The organism is Pontibacter deserti (assembly GCF_023630255.1).
Classification (GTDB): domain Bacteria; phylum Bacteroidota; class Bacteroidia; order Cytophagales; family Hymenobacteraceae; genus Pontibacter; species Pontibacter deserti.
In genome coordinates this window covers 2,542,125-2,561,089 of the sequence record NZ_JALPRS010000001.1, presented here as the reverse complement: position 1 = coordinate 2,561,089, position 18,965 = coordinate 2,542,125, and the positions used below count along the sequence as shown (strand labels likewise).

13 protein-coding genes are annotated in these 18,965 nt (G+C 43.6%); 10 read left to right on the top strand and 3 right to left on the bottom strand.

The annotated features are described in order from the left end of the window. Positions 1 to 28 precede the first annotated feature (28 nt). Complete coding sequence (locus tag MJ612_RS11250) at positions 29 to 1,879, bottom strand: pyruvate kinase (RefSeq protein WP_187033625.1); 1,851 nt, start codon at positions 1,877 to 1,879, stop codon at positions 29 to 31. Positions 1,880 to 2,235: 356 nt separating this feature from the next. Here MJ612_RS11250 and MJ612_RS11245 point away from each other — a divergent pair, with 356 nt between their 5' ends. The 9 genes from MJ612_RS11245 (at position 2,236) to MJ612_RS11205 (ending at position 16,239) form a co-directional block, all read left to right on the top strand. Beyond that, the gene (locus MJ612_RS11245; RefSeq protein ID WP_187033624.1) at positions 2,236 to 3,885 is read left to right on the top strand and encodes a glycerol-3-phosphate dehydrogenase/oxidase; all 1,650 of its coding nucleotides are present in this window, start codon (positions 2,236 to 2,238) and stop codon (positions 3,883 to 3,885) included. Between the two features lie 306 nt (positions 3,886 to 4,191). Beyond that, positions 4,192 to 5,535, top strand: a complete 1,344-nt coding sequence (gene glpT / locus MJ612_RS11240) for a glycerol-3-phosphate transporter (RefSeq protein WP_187033623.1) — start codon at positions 4,192 to 4,194, stop codon at positions 5,533 to 5,535. Positions 5,536 to 5,564: 29 nt separating this feature from the next. Next, positions 5,565 to 8,807, top strand: coding sequence for a SusC/RagA family TonB-linked outer membrane protein (locus MJ612_RS11235; RefSeq protein WP_187033622.1), 3,243 nt, complete (start codon positions 5,565 to 5,567; stop codon positions 8,805 to 8,807). A gap of 52 nt (positions 8,808 to 8,859) precedes the next feature. Continuing rightward, positions 8,860 to 10,299, top strand: coding sequence for a SusD/RagB family nutrient-binding outer membrane lipoprotein (locus MJ612_RS11230; protein ID WP_222619800.1), 1,440 nt, complete (start codon positions 8,860 to 8,862; stop codon positions 10,297 to 10,299). A gap of 38 nt (positions 10,300 to 10,337) precedes the next feature. Next, positions 10,338 to 11,609, top strand: coding sequence for a DUF5689 domain-containing protein (locus MJ612_RS11225; protein ID WP_187033620.1), 1,272 nt, complete (start codon positions 10,338 to 10,340; stop codon positions 11,607 to 11,609). Between the two features lie 299 nt (positions 11,610 to 11,908). Continuing rightward, positions 11,909 to 13,051, top strand: a complete 1,143-nt coding sequence (locus tag MJ612_RS11220; RefSeq protein ID WP_187033619.1) for a phospholipase D-like domain-containing protein — start codon at positions 11,909 to 11,911, stop codon at positions 13,049 to 13,051. Positions 13,052 to 13,062: 11 nt separating this feature from the next. After that, positions 13,063 to 14,481, top strand: coding sequence for a calcineurin-like phosphoesterase C-terminal domain-containing protein (locus MJ612_RS11215; protein ID WP_187033618.1), 1,419 nt, complete (start codon positions 13,063 to 13,065; stop codon positions 14,479 to 14,481). A 36-nt stretch (positions 14,482 to 14,517) separates the two neighbouring features. Continuing rightward, positions 14,518 to 15,441, top strand: a complete 924-nt coding sequence (locus MJ612_RS11210; RefSeq protein ID WP_187033617.1) for a glycerophosphodiester phosphodiesterase — start codon at positions 14,518 to 14,520, stop codon at positions 15,439 to 15,441. A gap of 51 nt (positions 15,442 to 15,492) precedes the next feature. Next, the gene (locus MJ612_RS11205) at positions 15,493 to 16,239 is read left to right on the top strand and encodes a GDSL-type esterase/lipase family protein (RefSeq protein WP_222619798.1); all 747 of its coding nucleotides are present in this window, start codon (positions 15,493 to 15,495) and stop codon (positions 16,237 to 16,239) included. Positions 16,240 to 16,341: 102 nt separating this feature from the next. Here the strand turns inward: MJ612_RS11205 and MJ612_RS11200 are convergent, their stop codons facing one another. Both MJ612_RS11200 and MJ612_RS11195 read right to left on the bottom strand, forming a co-directional pair. Beyond that, entirely contained in the window at positions 16,342 to 17,106 is a 765-nt protein-coding gene (locus tag MJ612_RS11200) for a DeoR/GlpR family DNA-binding transcription regulator (RefSeq protein ID WP_187033616.1), read from the bottom strand. A gap of 110 nt (positions 17,107 to 17,216) precedes the next feature. Further along, a complete protein-coding gene (locus tag MJ612_RS11195) occupies positions 17,217 to 17,780 on the bottom strand; it encodes a hemerythrin domain-containing protein (RefSeq protein ID WP_222619796.1) in 564 nt (187 codons plus the stop codon). A gap of 191 nt (positions 17,781 to 17,971) precedes the next feature. On the opposite strand from MJ612_RS11195, the gene MJ612_RS11190 reads away from it, so the two are divergent. Continuing rightward, on the top strand, positions 17,972 to 18,592 hold the full coding sequence (locus tag MJ612_RS11190) for a DUF1684 domain-containing protein (RefSeq protein WP_187033615.1): 621 nt from the start codon (positions 17,972 to 17,974) through the stop codon (positions 18,590 to 18,592). Positions 18,593 to 18,965 lie beyond the last annotated feature (373 nt).

Below are 18,965 nucleotides of genomic sequence, written 5' to 3'. Positions count from 1 at the left end.
AAGCAAGGTAAAGGTAAGGGTTAAAAAGTTAATCAGTAGCTTCGGTGCTGAGTTCTGAAATGTGCAGGCTGCGTAATCTTGATGTTTTCTTTTGCTGGTGTTCCTGCATCCGGTGCATAATGTCGTGCAGCATCGTTATGGCTTCAATAATGTGCGGGCCTTTGTTAAGCATAACACAGTCAGCGCGTTGTGCCATGGCAGCATCTGTTATCTCTGCTCTCGACGGACGCCCTTTTTTGGCTAATGTTTCCAGTACCTGCGTAGCCCATACAACCGGAATATGAGATGCTTCGCACAACCATAAGATTTCTTCCTGTACTTCAGCCAGTCGTTGCCAGCCACATTCCACTGCCAGATCGCCACGAGCTATCATAATGCCGGCAGGGTATGTCTGCATTACAGCCAGCAGCAGGTGAGGCAGATTTTTAAAACCTTCCTTGGTTTCAATTTTCAGCATTACCGCCAGGTTATCTGCACGGTGCTTCTTCAATTCGGCGTATAAGGCCTCAACCATAACAGGATGATTGGCAAACGACAGGTTCACTATATCGGCATGTTTAACTATAAATTTCAGGTCCTGTTTGTCCTTTTCTGTCAGGTCGTGCAGGTGTAATTTAGATTCCGGAAGATTTATGCCTTTATCAGCGCGCAGCAGGCTTCCTTTATCTTTGGCGAATGTTATTTTAACCAGCAGTTCATTCTGTTTTACTTCCTCTATAATCCCTTCAATCTCACCATCATCAAATAAAATTGGTTCTCCATCTTTTACCTTATCAAATACTTCAGGCAATGTGCAGGAGATATGAGCCGGTTTAAGTATATGGCCACTGGCATCGAACTGGGCCGGTGCGCCAGGTATAGGGTCTCGGTTCAGAATCAGGAAATGGTCTTTCTTTAAAAGTATAGGTACTTCAATGGCAGGTAATTTGCCAACTTTCGTTGTACTGTCAGCAACAGTTTTATTTTTAACAATTAGCTTAGTGCCCGTCGCGATGTAAGATGTTTTGAGCAGGTGAGCTACTACGCCTTTCTTTTCCTTTCGAATTACTGACAGAGACCGCTTTCTACCTCTTGTATCTCTGAAAGTAATATTATCACCTTCTTGTAGCTGAGTTACCCAGTTGTCTTCTACTGGTAATACTGCATCTGTTATTATAGGAGAGGCAGCGCCCGTGCCCGTTAGCCACACTATAGCCGGAGATGCGATTAAGCCCAGTTCGTTATGTATAGGGCGTATGGCAATTACTCTGGGGCCTTCTGTTAGTTCACCTGTCCGGAGTTTCGGTCCCATCAGGTCAAAAAGTATAGCACAAGGCAAACCTGTTTCTCTTTCAGCTTTGCGAATGTTCCGAACCATGGCAGCCCAGATCTTTTCATCGTCGTGTGCGCAATTTATTCTGGCGCAGTTCATGCCTGCCTTCATCATGCGTGTTACCAGGTCGTAATCGGTGGCCAGATCAGTAGAAAATGTTACCATAATGCGGGTGGTGCGATTTTCGGGGAGTGGCCCTAACAGGCTTTGGGTATGTTGGGTGAGTAATTCTCTGTTCTCGAAAAAGGAAACAGCCAGCTGCTTCTGCCTGGGAGGGCACTCAGCTAAATGACATAATTGAGAATGTACAGCATCCAGGCTCGCCAGTACGTGTCCTTCAGCTCGTCCTAACGATGAAAGCCCCAGCAATGACAAGGCTTCCTGCAACTCCCTGATGTCATGCTGACGCAAAGAAAGGTAATGCAAAAGGTTCTTGGCGCTCTTCTTAAACTTAGGATGTACTTTCCTGATCACTCCTGAAAATTTCTTTTCTAAAGCCAGTGCTTCCTTTTGGAGGTCGGAGAGCTGAGCGATCAGGTTTCTGTAATGTGGTTTTAGCTGTGGCATACTACATAGTGCTGCTTATCAACTAAAACTGTAGTTAGGGTATCCAGGTTTTGTTTATCTGGTAAAACTAAAGTATAGCTCTGAAAAAAATATTCTTAGGTAACTCCTTTCTGGCCTGCTGGTTAAGTACTCTTATTTTTAACTCTTAATACTCTTAGAAATATAGCTGTTTATAGTTTTCGGTTGGTTTCGTTTTGTAAAGCTGTAAGATCAGAACCTGGTATTACAGGTATCAATTGCCCTGAATGCACTTACAAAAGCTTTTGATAATTTTTTTTAAGTTTCGTTTGCTTTTATATATGTTTTATTTTTAGCTTTAAACGAAATACAAAGAAAATAATAACAATAAATTAATAATGCATTCGAAAGTAGTAGAAGCGGGAGGGAGTATATTTAACCGGAACAAGTTTGTAGCACGTTTACAGCAGGAGCCTGTTATCTGGGATGTAATAGTTGTTGGCGGTGGCGCAACTGGTCTGGGTGTGGCAGTAGATGCGGCATCAAGAGGTTATAAGACACTACTACTTGAGCAAGCAGATTATGCAAAAGGAACATCGAGCCGCAGTACAAAATTAGTGCATGGCGGAGTACGCTATCTGGCACAAGGTGATGTAAGCCTGGTGTATGAAGCCTTGCACGAGCGCGGCTTGCTGTTGCAGAATGCGCCGCACCTGGTGCGTGTGCAGCCTTTCGTGATTCCGAGCTATAGTTTGTTTAACCAGGGGTTCTATGGTATCGGTTTGAAAATATACGATTGGATGGCAGGAAAATACAGGTTTAAGAAAACAGAGCTTCTGGGCAAAAAAACTGTTAAGAACCTGTTGCCAAATGTAGCTGCGGACAACCTGAAAGGCGGTATAGTTTACTATGATGGCCAGTTTGATGATGCCCGTTTAGCTATCAATTTAGCGCAGACCTGTGCCGAGCAGGGAGGTGTGTTGCTGAACTACTTTAAGGTGACCGGCCTCACCAAAGATGAAAAAGGTAAGGTAGCAGGGGTAAACGCCCGTGACCTGGAAAGTGGCGAAGAATATCAGTTGCAGGCTAAAGTGGTGATTAATGCTACTGGCGTTTTCGTGAATGATGTTTTAAAAATGGATACGCCTGCGCAGGACCCGTTGGTGCGCCCAAGCCAGGGAGTGCATGTGGTGCTGGACAAGTCTTTCCTGAAAAGCGAAACTGCTTTGATGATACCTAAGACACCGGATGGGCGTGTATTGTTTGCTGTTCCGTGGCATGGCCATGTGTTGGTTGGTACAACAGATACGCCTCTTAATAGCAGTAGCCTGGAGCCAACAGCGCTGGAAGATGAAATTCATTTTATACTTGATACGGCTGGTCAGTACATGTCACGCAAGCCTACGCGCAACGATGTACTCAGTGTATTTGCCGGGTTACGTCCGTTGGCTGCGCCTACAAAGGGTACTAACAGTACAAAAGAGATCTCCCGTAGTCATAAACTTATAGTTGCCGACTCTGGTCTTATAACCATAACAGGTGGTAAATGGACTACTTACCGCAAAATGGCGGAAGACACCATGGAGAAAGCTATAACTATAGGTCAGCTTTCAGCTAAGCCTTGTGCTACGGCTAATCTGAAAATACATGGTTATGCTAAACCAGGCACAGAAGCAAATTACCTGAATGTGTATGGTAGCGATGCGCAGGGTATAAAAGAATTGCTGAATCAACGCCCGGAATTAAATAAAAAATTAAATACTGCTTTCCCGAATACACAGGTAGAAGTAGTATGGGCCGTGCAGCACGAGATGGCCAGAACTGTAGAGGATGTGCTCGCCAGAAGAATGCGTGTTTTGTTCCTGAACGCAAAAGTAGCAATTGACATGGCACCGGCAGTAGCAACTATAATGGCAAACGAACTAGGCTTAAGTGATGCCTGGAAACAGAACCAGGTAAATAATTTTGTGGCACTGGCAAACCAGTATTTGCTGGAACCATACGCGCTTACTTCAGTTGAAACACAAAGTTCCAGCCAGGTAGCTTAATCTTTTAAACTATACTTTAACTGAGACTATAATGGCGGGCTCAAGGTATAGGAATAATGGGCAATATTAGTTAAATTCTATATTTGAAGTAGTCATAAGTGTTATAGAGATTAATAAAATAGCTGGATTTTTAGTAAAAAATTAGAAATTAGAGCGTTCGTAACACAGGACGATAAGAGTAAATAAGTATATAAATAAAAAGTTGCATTCGCAAAAGAATCCTATTGCTTGTGGTAGTTTGGTAGGTGTAGTTGCAGTAATTTTTAAAACGGAAATCGAATAGCTTAAAATTTTTACAAGATAAGTATGCGTCTTATTTCACCGGCCCCTCACGCTGATCGGCTGCCCTTAGAACGAATAGATCCGGAGTATAAGCGACTGCGTCTTCAGGTTTTTATCGGGATCTTTATTGGGTATGCCGGCTATTACTTAGTGCGAAAAAATTTCTCGCTGGTAATGCCTGACCTGATAGCGCAAGGTTATTCTAAAGCAGATCTTGGCTTTGCGTTGTCTGGAGTGTCTATCGCTTATGGTCTGAGTAAATTCCTGATGGGTAATGTGTCTGACAGGAGTAATGCCAGAACCTTCCTGAGCGTAGGTTTGCTGCTCTCTGCCTTAACCATGATAGCGATGGGCATAATACCTTTTGCTACCAGTTCAATTGCCATCATGTTCGTGTTGTTGTTCCTGAATGGCTGGTTTCAGGGGATGGGCTGGCCACCTTGCGGGCGCGTTATGGTTCACTGGTTCTCTACAAATGAGCGTGGCACCAAAATGTCGATCTGGAATGTGGCCCATAACGTAGGTGGGGGCTTAATAGGCCCGCTTTCTATTGCTGCTATTGCCCTTTTCGGTACATGGCAAAGCATTTTATACTTCCCTGGCTTAATTGCGCTGCTTTCTGCACTGGTAACTTACATGCTGGTGCGCGACACGCCTCAGTCTTGCGGCCTGCCAACTATAGAAGAATACAGAAACGACTATCCGAAAAATTATACAGCCGACCACGAAAAAGAGCTAAGCGCTAAAGAGATCTTCTTTAAGTATGTGTTCAATAACCGCATGCTATGGTATATCGCTTTTGCCAATGCTTTTGTGTACCTGGTACGCTACGGCATCCTCGACTGGGCTCCTACTTACCTGGAAGAAGCAAAAGGTTTCTCAGTGAAAGAGACTGGCTGGGCCTATTTTGCTTACGAGTACGCTGGTATACCTGGTACCCTGCTTTGCGGCTGGATCAGTGATAAAATATTTAAAGGACGCCGTGCACCTGCTACTATTATTTACATGCTGCTGGTACTAGTAGCTGTAATTGTGTACTGGAAAAACCCAGCCGGTAACATCTGGATCGATAACATGGCACTTATTGCTATTGGCTTCCTAATCTATGGGCCGGTAATGCTAATAGGTGTGCAGGCCTTGGACTTAGTGGCTAAAAAAGCGGCAGGCACCGCAGCTGGCCTTACCGGTTTGTTTGGCTACATGGGCGGTGCGCTGTTTGCGAATATTGCCATGGGCTTTGTAGTAGATGCCTGGGGCTGGGACGGTGGCTTTATAGTACTTGTAATTGCCTGCGTGCTTTCAATTTTCTTTACGGCACTCACCTGGAACAAAGAAAAAATAAACCTAGGATTAACTCAATCAAGATAACTCTCAATACCAGTTTTAAATCAAATCAGATGGAAAAACCTTTACTTCCGCCCAAAAAGAGCAGGAATAGTCTGAAGAAAAGTCTTTGGCTATGCTCGTGCCTGCTTTTAGCAGGAAATGGCATGGCGGCAGATGCAATTGCGTCTTCCGTGTATGTACAGACTCCCCAGACACAAAAAGTAACAGTAAAAGGTAAAGTTGTAGCAGGTGATGACGGAAGTGCATTACCAGGTGTAACTATACTTGCTAACCAGCAACCTGTTGGCGTTACAAATGTTGAAGGCTCTTTTAAGGTAGAGGTAGAAAAAGGAGCAGTTCTTACTTTCAGATTTGTGGGCTACCAGCTACAGAACATAACTGTAACCGGCCCTCAGGAGAACCTGGCTGTAACCCTGAACCCTGATAGCAAGCAACTTTCAGAAGTAGTAGTTACCGCATTGGGTATCAAGCGTGAAGAGAAAGCGCTGGGATATTCAGTATCACAGGTAAAAGGCGACGAACTAACCAAAGCAGTATCTAATAACTGGACCGATGCTCTTTCTGGTAAAGTAGCCGGTATTAATATGGTTAAATCAGGTGGTGGACCTGCAGCATCTAACAAAATTGTACTTCGTGGTGAAAATAACCTGAGCGGTAGCAGCGAAGCTCTGATTGTGGTGGATGGTGTGATCATGAGTAGCCCAAGAACTGGTACTGGTAGCAGCGCCTACTTGTCATCAGACAACCCTGTAGACTTTGGTAATGGCCTTAATGATATCAACCCAGAAGATATTGAGAGTGTATCAGTACTGAAAGGACCTGGTGCTGCTGCACTTTATGGTTCCAGAGGGGCAAACGGTGCGATCATCATAACTACAAAATCCGGCAATAGCAAAAAGAAGGGTATTGGTGTTACTTTAAACTCTAATACAACTGTAAGCACTATATCGCACTGGCCTGATTACCAGTATGAGTATGGTCAGGGTACAGGTGGTCAGGATACATGGTACTCTTATAATGCAACCGAAGACGGTAAGAGCACTAAAAGTACAAGTTCTGCTTGGGGACCACGATTTAATGGCCAAAGCTATTACCAATATGACCCGGTAACCGGTACAACTGGTGCGACTCGTACGCCATGGGTACCATACAAAAACAACCGCAAAGACTTCTTTGAAGCAGCTAAAACATTCACGAATAGTGTAAGTATAGACGGTGGAACAGAGAAGACTTCTGCCCGCTTATCTTTCACAAACCTGAAAAACACCTGGATCGTGCCGAATACAGGCTACGACCGTAACACTATAGCACTTTCTTTAAACCATAAGGTAACAGATAAGCTACAGTTTTCCTCAAAAATTAATTATACTAATAATAGCAGCGATAACCTGCCTTCTACGGGGTACAACAACCACACCATCATGTACTTCATCAGGGGTTTATCACCAAACGTTAACCTGGAATGGTTTAAACCTTATTGGTTGCCAGGTCAGGAAGGTTTAAAGCAGAATAGCCCTTTCAGTGGTATTCTTGATAACCCTTATCTACAGGCATACGAAATGCTTAACAAGTCTAACAGAGATGGTATAGTTGGTAATATTTCAGCTACTTATAACTTCACCGATAACCTGAGTCTGATGTTGCGCTCATCAATGGAGTTCACACACGAAGCCCGTTCACAGCAGCGCCCTTGGGATACTGAGAAATTTCCGGTTGGTATGTTCCGTACGCAGAACATCTTTAGTCGTGAGAGTACCAGCGATTTCATGTTAAGATATAACCGTGATATTTCTGAAAAATTTAAAGGCGGTATTTCAGTAGGTGGTAGCACCATGTCTAACCGTTATTCAAGAGATGAGCTGAGAGCAGATAAGCTACTTTATCCAAGTATATATAGTTTTGCCAACAGCAAAGAAATACCGTTGGCTTACCCTTACCGCAGTGGCTATGATGTAAATAGCTTATATGCGCTAGCAGAGTTTAGCTATGATAACGTGATCTTTCTGGATGTGACAGGTCGTACCGACTGGACCAGTACGCTGGCAAGCAAGTATAAAGCAAAAGTTGAGCCTTTCTTTTACCCATCTGTTAACCTTAGTGCTGTTATCTCTGATATGGTACAGATGCCTAATGCGGTATCTTTCCTAAAAGTAAGAGGTTCATGGTCTAATGTTGGTAGTGGAGGTACAAAGCCATACTTAACAGCCTATAATTATGAAGTGGTAGAGGGTTTCCCTTCTGGTCTAACTAATCCAAGAACTCTGCCTAACTACTATTTAAAGCCACTTAATACAACCAGCATGGAGTTGGGTCTGGATGTGCGTTTGCTACGTAACAGACTTGGTTTAGACATAGCTGTTTATCAGAACAATACGCGTGACCAAATTCTGGAGGCACCTCTAGACAGATCAACTGGTTATAATGCGATTGTATTGAACGCAGGTAAAGTAGAGAATAAAGGTATTGAGATACAGGCTAACGGTAAATTACTTGAAAACAAAAATGGCCTGAATATAGACTTGTTTGCTACCTATGCCGCCAACAAGAATGAAGTAGTAGAATTGGTTGACAGTCTTACAACTTTTATAATGGCAAATGGTCCTGCAAATCGTGGCACAATGGAAGCCCGTCCGGGTGGCCCGATGGGAGCACTATATGGCCTTGGCTACGAGCGCGCACCGGATGGACAGATTGTGTATGATGAAAATGGTTTGCCTATACTTGGTGGAGAAGCGAAATATTTAGGAAAAGTAACCCCAGACTGGAGAGGTAGCATTGGTACCAACATGAAGTATAAAAACTTCGGACTTAACGTGTTATTTGATGGTCAGTTTGGTGGTGTAGCTTACTCTTTAACACATGCTGTACTGATGGAAGAAGGCAAGCTTAATAAAACGCTACCTGGCCGCTACAATGGTATAGTTGGTAAAGGTGTGATCAGAAACGCTGATGGTAGCTACCGCCCTAATGATGTGCTGGTAATGAACATGCAGACCTACTATACCCGTCATTTTGGTCGTGATAATATTGAAGCCAACACCTTCAGCACTGATTATATTAAGCTGCGCGAAGTACGCTTTGACTATACAGTACCTGCCGCCATATTGCAGAAATTAAGATTACATAAAGCAAGTATTGGAGTATTTGGTCGCGATTTGTTCATGATCACAGAGTGGCCTGCTTTCGATCCGGAAATAGGTACCCTAAGTGATGGCGATATTGTAGGAGGCTTTGAAATCGGCCAGTTCCCGCCAACCAGAACATTTGGTCTTAACCTGACTGTAGGCATCTAATTTTAAGGAAGAATCTATCATGAAAAAGATAAAATTATATACCCTTGCGGCAATGGCAGCAACATGCCTTGCCACCTCTTCCTGTACTAAGGAGTTTGAGGAACTGAATACCAACCCTAACGCAACTGAGGCGGCTACACCGTCTGCTTTACTTGCGCCTGCATTGCATGATGTAGTTACCCGTAATAACAACCGTGCACTGCGCCTTACAAATGAGTTGATGCAGGTGCATGTAACTATACTTGACACAGATGAGATTCACCGTTATGTAATTAGACCTGGAGAGTCAGATTATATGTGGAACAACTGGTACCTGCAACGCACAAACTTTGTAAATATTTATAAAAGTGCACAGGCTACACAACAGAAGAGCTACATGGGTATCGGTTTGATATTGGATGCATGGGTTACATCTCTAATAACAGATACATATGGAGATGTACCTTACACCGAAGCAAATCAAGGCCGTGACGGCAGACTGCAACCTAAGTTCGACTCTCAGGAATTAATATACAAAGACCTGTTTGCCAAGTTGGAAGAAGCCAATGCTTTACTGGCTTCTTTAGAGGCAGCTGCAACAGACCTTCCACTAATGCTGCCGGAAGATGAACAACGACTTGATCCGCTATACAATGGTAACCTGACTTTATGGCGCAAGCTTGGTAACTCGCTATACCTGAGGTTGTTGATGCGTGTTTCCGGCAGACCTGAAGTTGATGCAGCAGGTAAGATCAGAGAAATTGTAGAAACAAATACTTCATTCTACCCAATCTTTGAAAGTAATGAAGAATCTGCAATTTTAAGATATACTACTACACAACCACTAACTTCTGCATTCGCCGACTTGCGCGAGTATGATTTTAATGGCAGTCATGGCTTGTCTGAGTTCTTCGTGAATAATTTGAACGAAATGGAAGACCCTCGCCTAACTAAATGGGCTACCAAATATGGCTCAGGTTATAGTGGTATGTCAAGCGGTTATGTGCCAGGTAATATCCCTGAAAGACAGTCTTATTATCCGAAAGCTCTTATGAATGAACCACTATTAGGTAATATCCTAAACTATGGTGAAGTACAGTTTATACTTGCTGAAGCTGCCCTTAGAGGGTACATCTCGTCTGACCCTAAGACTTATTATGATAAGGGTGTCGCAGGTGCTATTACCATGTGGGGGCTTGAAGTACCTGCTGGCCACTTAGAGAAAGAAGCAGTTGCCTGGAACAATGCTGCTGACTTTGAGGCTAAGCTCGACAAAATCATGCTGCAAAAGTATTATACCCTTTTCTTTACTGATTTCCAGCAGTGGTTTGAGTACAGAAGAACCGGTCACCCGGTACTACCAATAGGACCTGGTGTACAGAATGGCGGTGTAATGCCATCTCGCTTCAGGTATCCTATAACTGTGCAATCGCTGAATGGTGCCAATTATAGCGCTGCGGTAGCAGCCATGGGGGGCGATGACATTAACACTAAAGTATGGTGGGATCAATAACAGCTGGGATTTAATAGAAAGATTAAAAGACATACGTCATGAAAAAAAGATATTTATCAATTCTGGCCCTCTGTGTAAGTGTTTTAGGTTTTACTTCCTGTGTAGAAGAAGATCCAAATCCGTCGGAGGGCACTCCTAACCCGGTAGCATCGCTGTATGTAGTGCGTGATGCATTTCATGAAAAGGACTTGGCACTTGGCCCAGGCCCGTTGTTTGATGCATACCAGGCAGGTGGGGTAGTAGTTTCAGATCCAAATGGTAGGAACTGGCCAACAGGCCTTGTTGCCATACAGGATTCATGGAGGGGCATGCAGCGTGGAATCATTCTTAACCTTGGCGAAGAAGAAGCCAGAAGGTACCAGGTAGGTGACTCCATATTGTTTGATGTAAGAGGTACAACACTTACCCGTAAAGATGGTGTGTTACAGATTATCGGACTTAAACCTGAGAGTATCGAGAAAAAGGAAAAAGGTTTGCCAGTAGCTCCTAAGCCGGTTGCTGTCAGCGAACTTCTTACAAACTTTCATAAGTATGAGAGCACGTTGGTGATGGTAACTGGAGGTCCAGATCCTATACCTGTTTCAGGCGAAACTTATGCGGGCAATAAACAACTAGGCGATGGTTCAGGTAAAACTATAACCTTGCATACTACAGCAGATGCAATCTTCGCTGATCGTAAATTACCAGCAAGCGCAAGTTTTGTAGGCATCCCAACTGTTTCTACTGATGGTACTCCTATACTGCGCATGCGAACAATAGCTGATGCTATAAATCCTAGTGGTCCAATTTATCCAAACTGGCCTGAAAAGTTTGAAGAACCTGCTGCTGCTACCAAGTCTCAGTATAATATGAAGAAAGCTGATGGCTCATCAGACAATTACAGGGATTTGGCAACAGGAAATTGGCTTCTTTACCAATCTATATTAGGTGATCTTGATGCAAAGAGGGATGTTATTATTAGCGGAAAACAGGCAGTTCGTATGGCAAAAGACTTAAAAGAGTCTGCATACCTGCAAATGAACTTTGACCTACCAAACGGAGCATCTAAAGTTACAGTTTGGTATGCAACCTACTCAACCGATAAACCAAGCAAATGGCGCCTGGAGTATTCACAGGATCAGGGCCAGACATGGACACAAATAGGTGCAGACGTGACAGATGTTGCGCGAGACTATAAGATGGCTACTTTCCTGATGGACATCAATGGACCGGTTCGTTTTAGAATAAACAAACTTGGTTTGGGTATATCGAGCGCAACTATAGACAACGGCCGCCTGGGTATAGATGACTTCGCTGTTTACTCATACTAAGTATAACTCTACATTAAGGCGGCCCTGACAACAGGGGCGCCTTAATTTTTTTAATCCTGTAGCGCAGGCAAATTATAATTTATAGTTGCTGAAAGCTACCTTACCCAAACCTGTTCGTGGCCTATACTTTAAAGTATAGGCCAGGCATTCCAGGTTCGTCAGTTTTAGTTTCTTTGGGGCAGGTGCTGGCTTTTAAGTAAGAGCCAGCCCGCACCACAAGAAAAGTAAAATATAAAATCCCCGAACGCACATTCATGTTTAAGCATACCCTCTACGCCTTATTTTTTTGCCTGTTATTTGTGGCCTGCAAGAGCGAGAAAACAGAAACTCCGGCTCCTGCTCCGCCAGAGGTTGATACAATTACACCTGTTAACGCTACTTTCCCGGATGCTATTTTTACAGATGTAAATAAGATTAAACAGGGCTCTACTTCTCTAACTATACTTGATAACCTGATCTCCCTGATCAATGCTACTCCTGAAAATGCGACCATCCACCTGAGTATTTTTCTTTTAGATTATCCGCCATTGATACAGGCTATAAAAGCCGCTAATGAGAGGGGCGTAAAACTTTACGTAGCTATGGACATGGGCCGTGAAGAATCGCAGGAAATAAACCCGTTGCCTTACCACGAGCTAAAGCGTGGTCTGGAAGCAAAAGGCAATGTGATCATCTCTATCATTAATGATGCAAGCTCAATAGCCATTAACCATAATAAGTTTGCTGTTTTTTCGGAGGTTGTAACCACCAATGGGAATGTACAGAACGTGGTATTCCAGACATCACACAATTTTACAGAGGCTGATGCAGGCAAGTTTCAGGATGCAATAATGCTATCACATACAAGTTTATACCAGGCTTATAAAACCTATTGGACTGATATGCAGGCCAAGGCATCATCTGGTATGAAAGATTATTATTACAAGGAGTATAACGATGCCGCCACAGGTATAAATGCTTACTTCATGCCCAAACGCCGCAACGGCACTGCTTACGGCGACGACACAATTATCGAGTTCCTTAACAACATTACAGATCCGGCTACGGCAACTATAAAAATTGGCATGTCTGACTGGACAAATAGCCGCCTGAACATTGTAGAGAAACTGGCTCAGCTACAGGAGCAAGGCGCTACTATAGAACTGGTTGTTAAAAACAAGATTGATGCAAGCATTATGACCGGGTTAAGGGAACTGGAGCAGAAAGGCGCATACCTTAAAGTGTTTGACATCTCAAAAGCGAATATCCATTCAAAGTTTATACTTATAGAGGGTAACTGGCAGGGCAACCCCAACACTAAAATCTTGATTACGGGTTCGCATAACTTTACCCAGAATGCGCTCCGCAACAACAACGAAACCATGCTGCTCCTGAAGAATCATGAGCTTTTTAACAATTACATTAATTATTTTGAAAGCCTGAAAACGGTGCCGGGCATTTAACTATTACAGTCATGAAGAGAAGATCCTTTTTAGAGCGCATACTCCTTTTTTCAGGCGGCCTTATACTTAGTGGAAGCTATACTTCGGCACTTGCAACACCCTCTACAAAAACCATTAAAGGCAGAGTAATGGCCGGTAGCAAAAAGTTGTCAGGGGTGGTAGTATCCGATGGGTATAGTGTGGTAAAGACTAACCGCAAAGGCAAGTATGAATTGCCGGTAAACGAGCAGGCAAAATTCGTGTGGGTATCGGTACCGGCTGGTTATGATTTCCCTAATGAAAACGGCATTGCCCGACACTACCAATACATTGATAATAGCTCTGAACAGGACTATAACTTTGAGTTAAAGGCCCTGCCAACTGATGATGCAAAGCATAATTTTATTATCTGGGCTGATCCACAGCCGCGCAATAAAAAAGATGCACAACGCATGCTGGATGAGTCGGTGCCGGATACAGTAAAAACCCTGCAAAGTATGGCTGCCGGTACGCTGGTGCACGGTATAACAGTAGGGGATATTACATGGGATAATCCTGAGCTATACAAAGATTACGACCAGGGCGTAGCCACTATGGGGATTCCGTTCTTCCAGGTGCTTGGTAACCACGACCAGGACCTGAACAAAGGTGGCGATGAAGTTTCAGATAAAACGTTTGAAGCAACATATGGCCCTACGTATTACTCTTTTAATCGCGGCAAGCTGCATTACGTGGTGCTGGATGACGTACGTTACCTGGGCAAAGACAAACAATACGACGGTTATATTACAGAGCGCCAGCTCAAATGGCTGGAGAAAGACCTGGCCATGGTGCCCACCGATAACCTGGTTATACTTTGCGCACACATTCCGGTACACTGGGGTGTAAAGAACAAGGAAGAACTTTACCCGATCCTGAAAAACCACAAAGTACACATCATGACGGGGCACACGCACTATAACCGCAACGTAATAGAGCAAGGCATATTTGAGCACAACCATGGCACCGTATGTGGTAACCTCTGGACGGGGCCGGTTTGCGGCGATGGAGCACCAGGCGGGTATGCGGTTTATGAAGTAGATGGCACAGATTTAAAATGGTACTACAAGTCGACAGGGTTTGATGCTGACCACCAAATGACGGTGTATGTACAACCTGCGGAAAATCAGAATCGCATGTTGGTAAACGTCTGGAACTGGGACCCGGAATGGAAAGTAGAATGGTGGGCTGATAATCAGTATAAAGGAACCTTACAGAATATTGTATCATACGACCCGGTTGCGTGGGAACAATACCAGGGCGATCAGTTGCCAAAAGGCCGCACTTATGTAGAGCCCCGCGAAACAGAGCACTTCTTTGAAGCATTTGTTCCGGCAACTGTTAAGCAGCTTAAAGTGGTAGCTACCGACCGCTTCGGAAGAAAATACGAAAGTCAGAAAGCGATATCATAACTATAGTCTATACTTTGATTTATACTTTAGCAAACCATGATCATAAATAAAATAGTACCTGTTGCGCTTGCTGCATTGCTGTTGCTGGCAGGTTGCAAAAGTACAGAAACTATATCGCAGCAACAGAATCCTGAACTACCTGCCTTTGATACAGAAGGGCACCGTGGCGCACGCGGCCTGATGCCTGAGAACTCAATCCCGGCTATGATGAAGGCGCTGGAACTAGGGGTTACAACTTTGGAAATGGACACGCACATTACCAAAGATGGAAAGGTAGTGGTAACGCATGATCCGCATATTAACCCGTTGTATGCCCGCACCCCGGATGGTAAAGATATAACCAAGGAAGAAAATAAGAAGTACGCGATCTACCAGATGGATTACGACCAGGTGCACCAATTTGAGATGGGGACCAAGTTCTATGATGCGTATCCGCAGCAGCAGAAACTAAAGACCTACATACCTTTGCTGTCAGAGCTGATAGATTCGGTGCAGACGCATATTAAGAAGAATAACCTGCCGCAGGTTTTCTATAATATCGAAACCAAGTCTGTGCCGGACGGAGATAATGCTATACACCCCGAGCCGGCTGTTTTTGTGAAAAAACTGGTGGAAGTACTGGAAGAGAAGAAGCTGACTCAGTGGGCAATTATACAGTCTTTCGACCCGAGAACGCTACAAGTGCTGCACCAGCAATACCCGCATATTAGAGCATCACTGTTGGTGAGTAATAAAGATAGCTTTGAAGAGAATATTGAGCGACTGGGTTTTACGCCAGTGGTTTACAGCCCCAACTATAAACTGGTAACTCCTGAACTGATCGCAAAAGCACATGCTAAAAACATAAAAGTAATTCCCTGGACAGTGAATACAGCCGAAGATATTGCCCGACTGAAAGCAATGGGTGTGGATGGCATCATATCGGATTACCCGAACCTGTTTAAGGAGATGCAAAAATAAGCTGTAACGGCAAGTATAAACTTATTAATTACCTGATCAAGAGTATCAAAAATGAAGCTTAAGAATACCCTTTGCCTGCTTGTACTTACTTTAACCGGTTCGTTTTTTTCGTTGGGAGCTATTGCCCAGGAAAGAATTGACACTACTTATGCCCCGGGAGTTATGATGGTGGAAGGCACGAAGTCTGAAGTTGCTAAGTACGACAGCACCTACCGCCCGGCTACTTACCAGGTGCAGGTTGATTATTTCAGAAAACATAAAAACTCAAAAAAAGACATCATCTTTTTAGGTAACAGCTTAACAGCTCACATAGACTGGGCCGAATTGCTGGAGAATAAAAATGTACGCAACCGCGGTATATCCAGTGATATTACATTTGGTGTGCTGGAGCGCCTGGATGAAGTGATTGAAGGAAAACCGGCAAAAGTTTTCCTGCTGATTGGTATAAATGATATTTCGCGTAACGTGCCGGAAGAAGTTATACTTGCCAACTATAAAAAGATTATCCGCAGAATAAAAGCCGGTTCTCCGAAAACAAAAATCTACGTGCAGACATTGCTGCCAACCAACAATACTTTTGATAAGTTTAAGAAGCACTACAACAAAGAAGCACAGACTGTGGCTGTAAACAAGGGGATAAAAGAAATTGCAGCAACTGAAAAAGTAACGGTGATAGACCTGCACCCAAATTTTACAAACAGCGATGGCAAACTAAAACAGGAATACACCCACGATGGCCTGCATTTAACTATAGCTGGCTATAAAGTATGGGCTGGTATCCTGAAAAAATACCTATAAGCAATAATATGTATTTCAAGTATAGCTTATTAAAGTAACTATACTAAAAGAAAAAGGCCTCGCAAGAAGTTAATCCTGCGAGGCCTTTTTCTTTTACAGTTGTTATACTATAGTTACTTTAATTCCCATGCCTTCCAGCGCTTTCACATTATACTCCGATACACCACTATCTGTAATAATCTGATCTATATACTCAAAGCCACAAATCTTACCGAACCCTCTCTTTCCAAACTTCGTGGAATCTGCCAGGACTATGGTTTTCTGGGATACCTTGATCATCTGGCGGTTCAAGTGCGCTTCCATTACGTTTGTAGTCGTTAAACCGAAGTCCAGATCAATGCCATCCACACCTAAAAAAAGCTTGCTGCACGAGAAGTCGGCCAATATACTTTCGGCGTAAGGACCGGTAACCGAAGAAGAGCTTTTGCGGAGTACGCCTCCCAGTTGCATCACTTCTATTTCCGGGTGTCGGTTCAGTTCCAGGGCAATGTTTAGCGAAGGGGTGATGACAGTCAGGTTATTGGTAGCAGGTATGTTTCTGGCAAGAGCCAGTACGGTAGTACCCGAAGCAATAAGTATAGAATCGTTGGGGTGGAGCAGGCTTGCCGCCGCCGCACCGATGCGCATCTTTTCAGAAGCCTGTATTTTCTCTTTTTCGTTTACAGAACGGTCGGTAGTATAAGGGTTGTTTGCTGTAGCGCCACCATGGGTTCTGAATAACAATCCTTTGTCTTCCAGTAGTTTAAGATCCTTCCGGATAGTCACAGACGAAACACTTAGCTTTTCGCAAAGGTCCAGCACGTTTACCTGTCCTTCCTGCTTTAGTTTGCTTAATATTTGCTGGTGTCTTTCAGCTAATGTTAACATAAGGGCGCGTTGTAGTATTATACCTGTAAATATAGGGCTAAAGTAATTTAAAGAATAGTGACGGCCATAAGTTTTAGAAGGCGCAAGCGAAGGTATACTACATCTGACAACTATAATTTCAGCTTCAGATATTCACCGATGAGAATGGCCGTAGGATAAAGTACTTCTTCTTCTGTTTTGGCGTGGAGTTTCAGAGCATCCACAAACTGCATTACCTCCGGATGATTCTCTTCTTTTGCAGCTGCACTGAGCTCATCTAACGTTTTTACAATTTGCTGATGTTCTGCCAGCATTTGCTGAAATTCCTCTTTTAACTTATCTGTTTGAGGTATAACAGCTCTCATTTCATCAGATGTTTTACCCTCAGCCAGGTCAGGAAGCAAGCCAAGCGGGGGTAGGGCATACTCCTCTTCTTTGTTAAAATGTGGATGAAGTTTATCGGCAACAGCTTTAGCAGCAATACCTGTTTTACCAGGCAATTTTGTATAGCTTTCTAACTTTTTGTGAAGCTCTTCGTGCTCCGCCTTTAACGAGGTAGGTATTTGTGTTTCCATACTAGTTGTGTTATTGTCGGCACGTTCGTGTTTTTCAGTATGATTCGTATTTACATCTCTTTCCTGCTCAGTACATGCTGTTACAAGCATTATAGCCACAGCAAATGCTAGATACTTCATAGTTTGTGATAATCAGAATCTATTAAGAAATGAGAGGGAGTTATTAGTTGTACGATTGCGTGTAAAGAAGGTGTGATGGATGAGAACCAGCCAAAGCGTAAATAGCAAGATTAGAAGTAATAGCATCTGACAAAGTGTAAGTATGAGCACAAAATTTCCGAACTTTGCCCGGAACTTTAGCTACTGAAACTATGCAACGCCCTGTAAAGCTTGTAATATATGCCGGTATTCTGCTGGTGCTGTTCTATTTCGTAAAAGAAACCTTCCTGAGTGAAGAAAATTACCTGAAGCCGCTTCTGAAAGAGCGTGAAGACAAAGACCTGTCGTTCAGGAGCCGCACCAACAGCCCATTTACCGAAGAAGGTCGCCAAACTTTCAAGAACCTGGTTTATTATGAGCCAAATGTAAAGTATAGGGTTTCTGCAAAAGTAGAAGAGCTTCCCAAACAGGATACCTTGCTGATGCCGCTTACCAATGGCAGTTACGAGCCATACTTACGTTATGCTGCCGCTACTTTTGAACTGGAAGGCAAACCTCAGCGCCTGACGCTTTACAAGAAACTTTCCGAAGAGAAAGAGCAGCTGTTTGTGCCGTTTACCGATAAAACCAACGGCTTCGAAACATATGGTGGAGGCCGCTACATGGATATTCCATTTAAAGAAGATGCTAAAACCGTAGTGCTTGATTTTAACCGCGCCTACAGTCCTTTCTGCGCCTATAACCCCGAATACGTGTGTCCGGTACCACCAAAAGATAACCGCCTGACTATAGCTATACCTGCAGGAGAGAAAACGTACGAAGTACAGAAATAATTACCTCACCCTAGTTCTTTTTCGTCTGAGTCAGGATTTTCAGGATTAATGGATGGCCAGGATTCTATTATCTGGCGCGAGCATCCTCGCTCGTGTCTTAGTATGATGTTGCATCTCCTGATGCAACTGGCCCGACAGGGACAGGCATGGCAGTGTCTTTGGTTATAGTTCTATAGTGGTCCAACCACCCCCAACCCCTCCTTATCTAAGGCGGGGAGCTTTAACCGTCCTTGCTATAGTTGTGGTTGTAGCTTTATAGTTACAGTCCAAGAGAAAGGACAGGTTTATCTGTCCCTGCGAAACTATAACCAGGAGAAAAGCTATGAAACTATTACTTCTCAAACTATAAGACCTATAGCTATCGAACTGATAT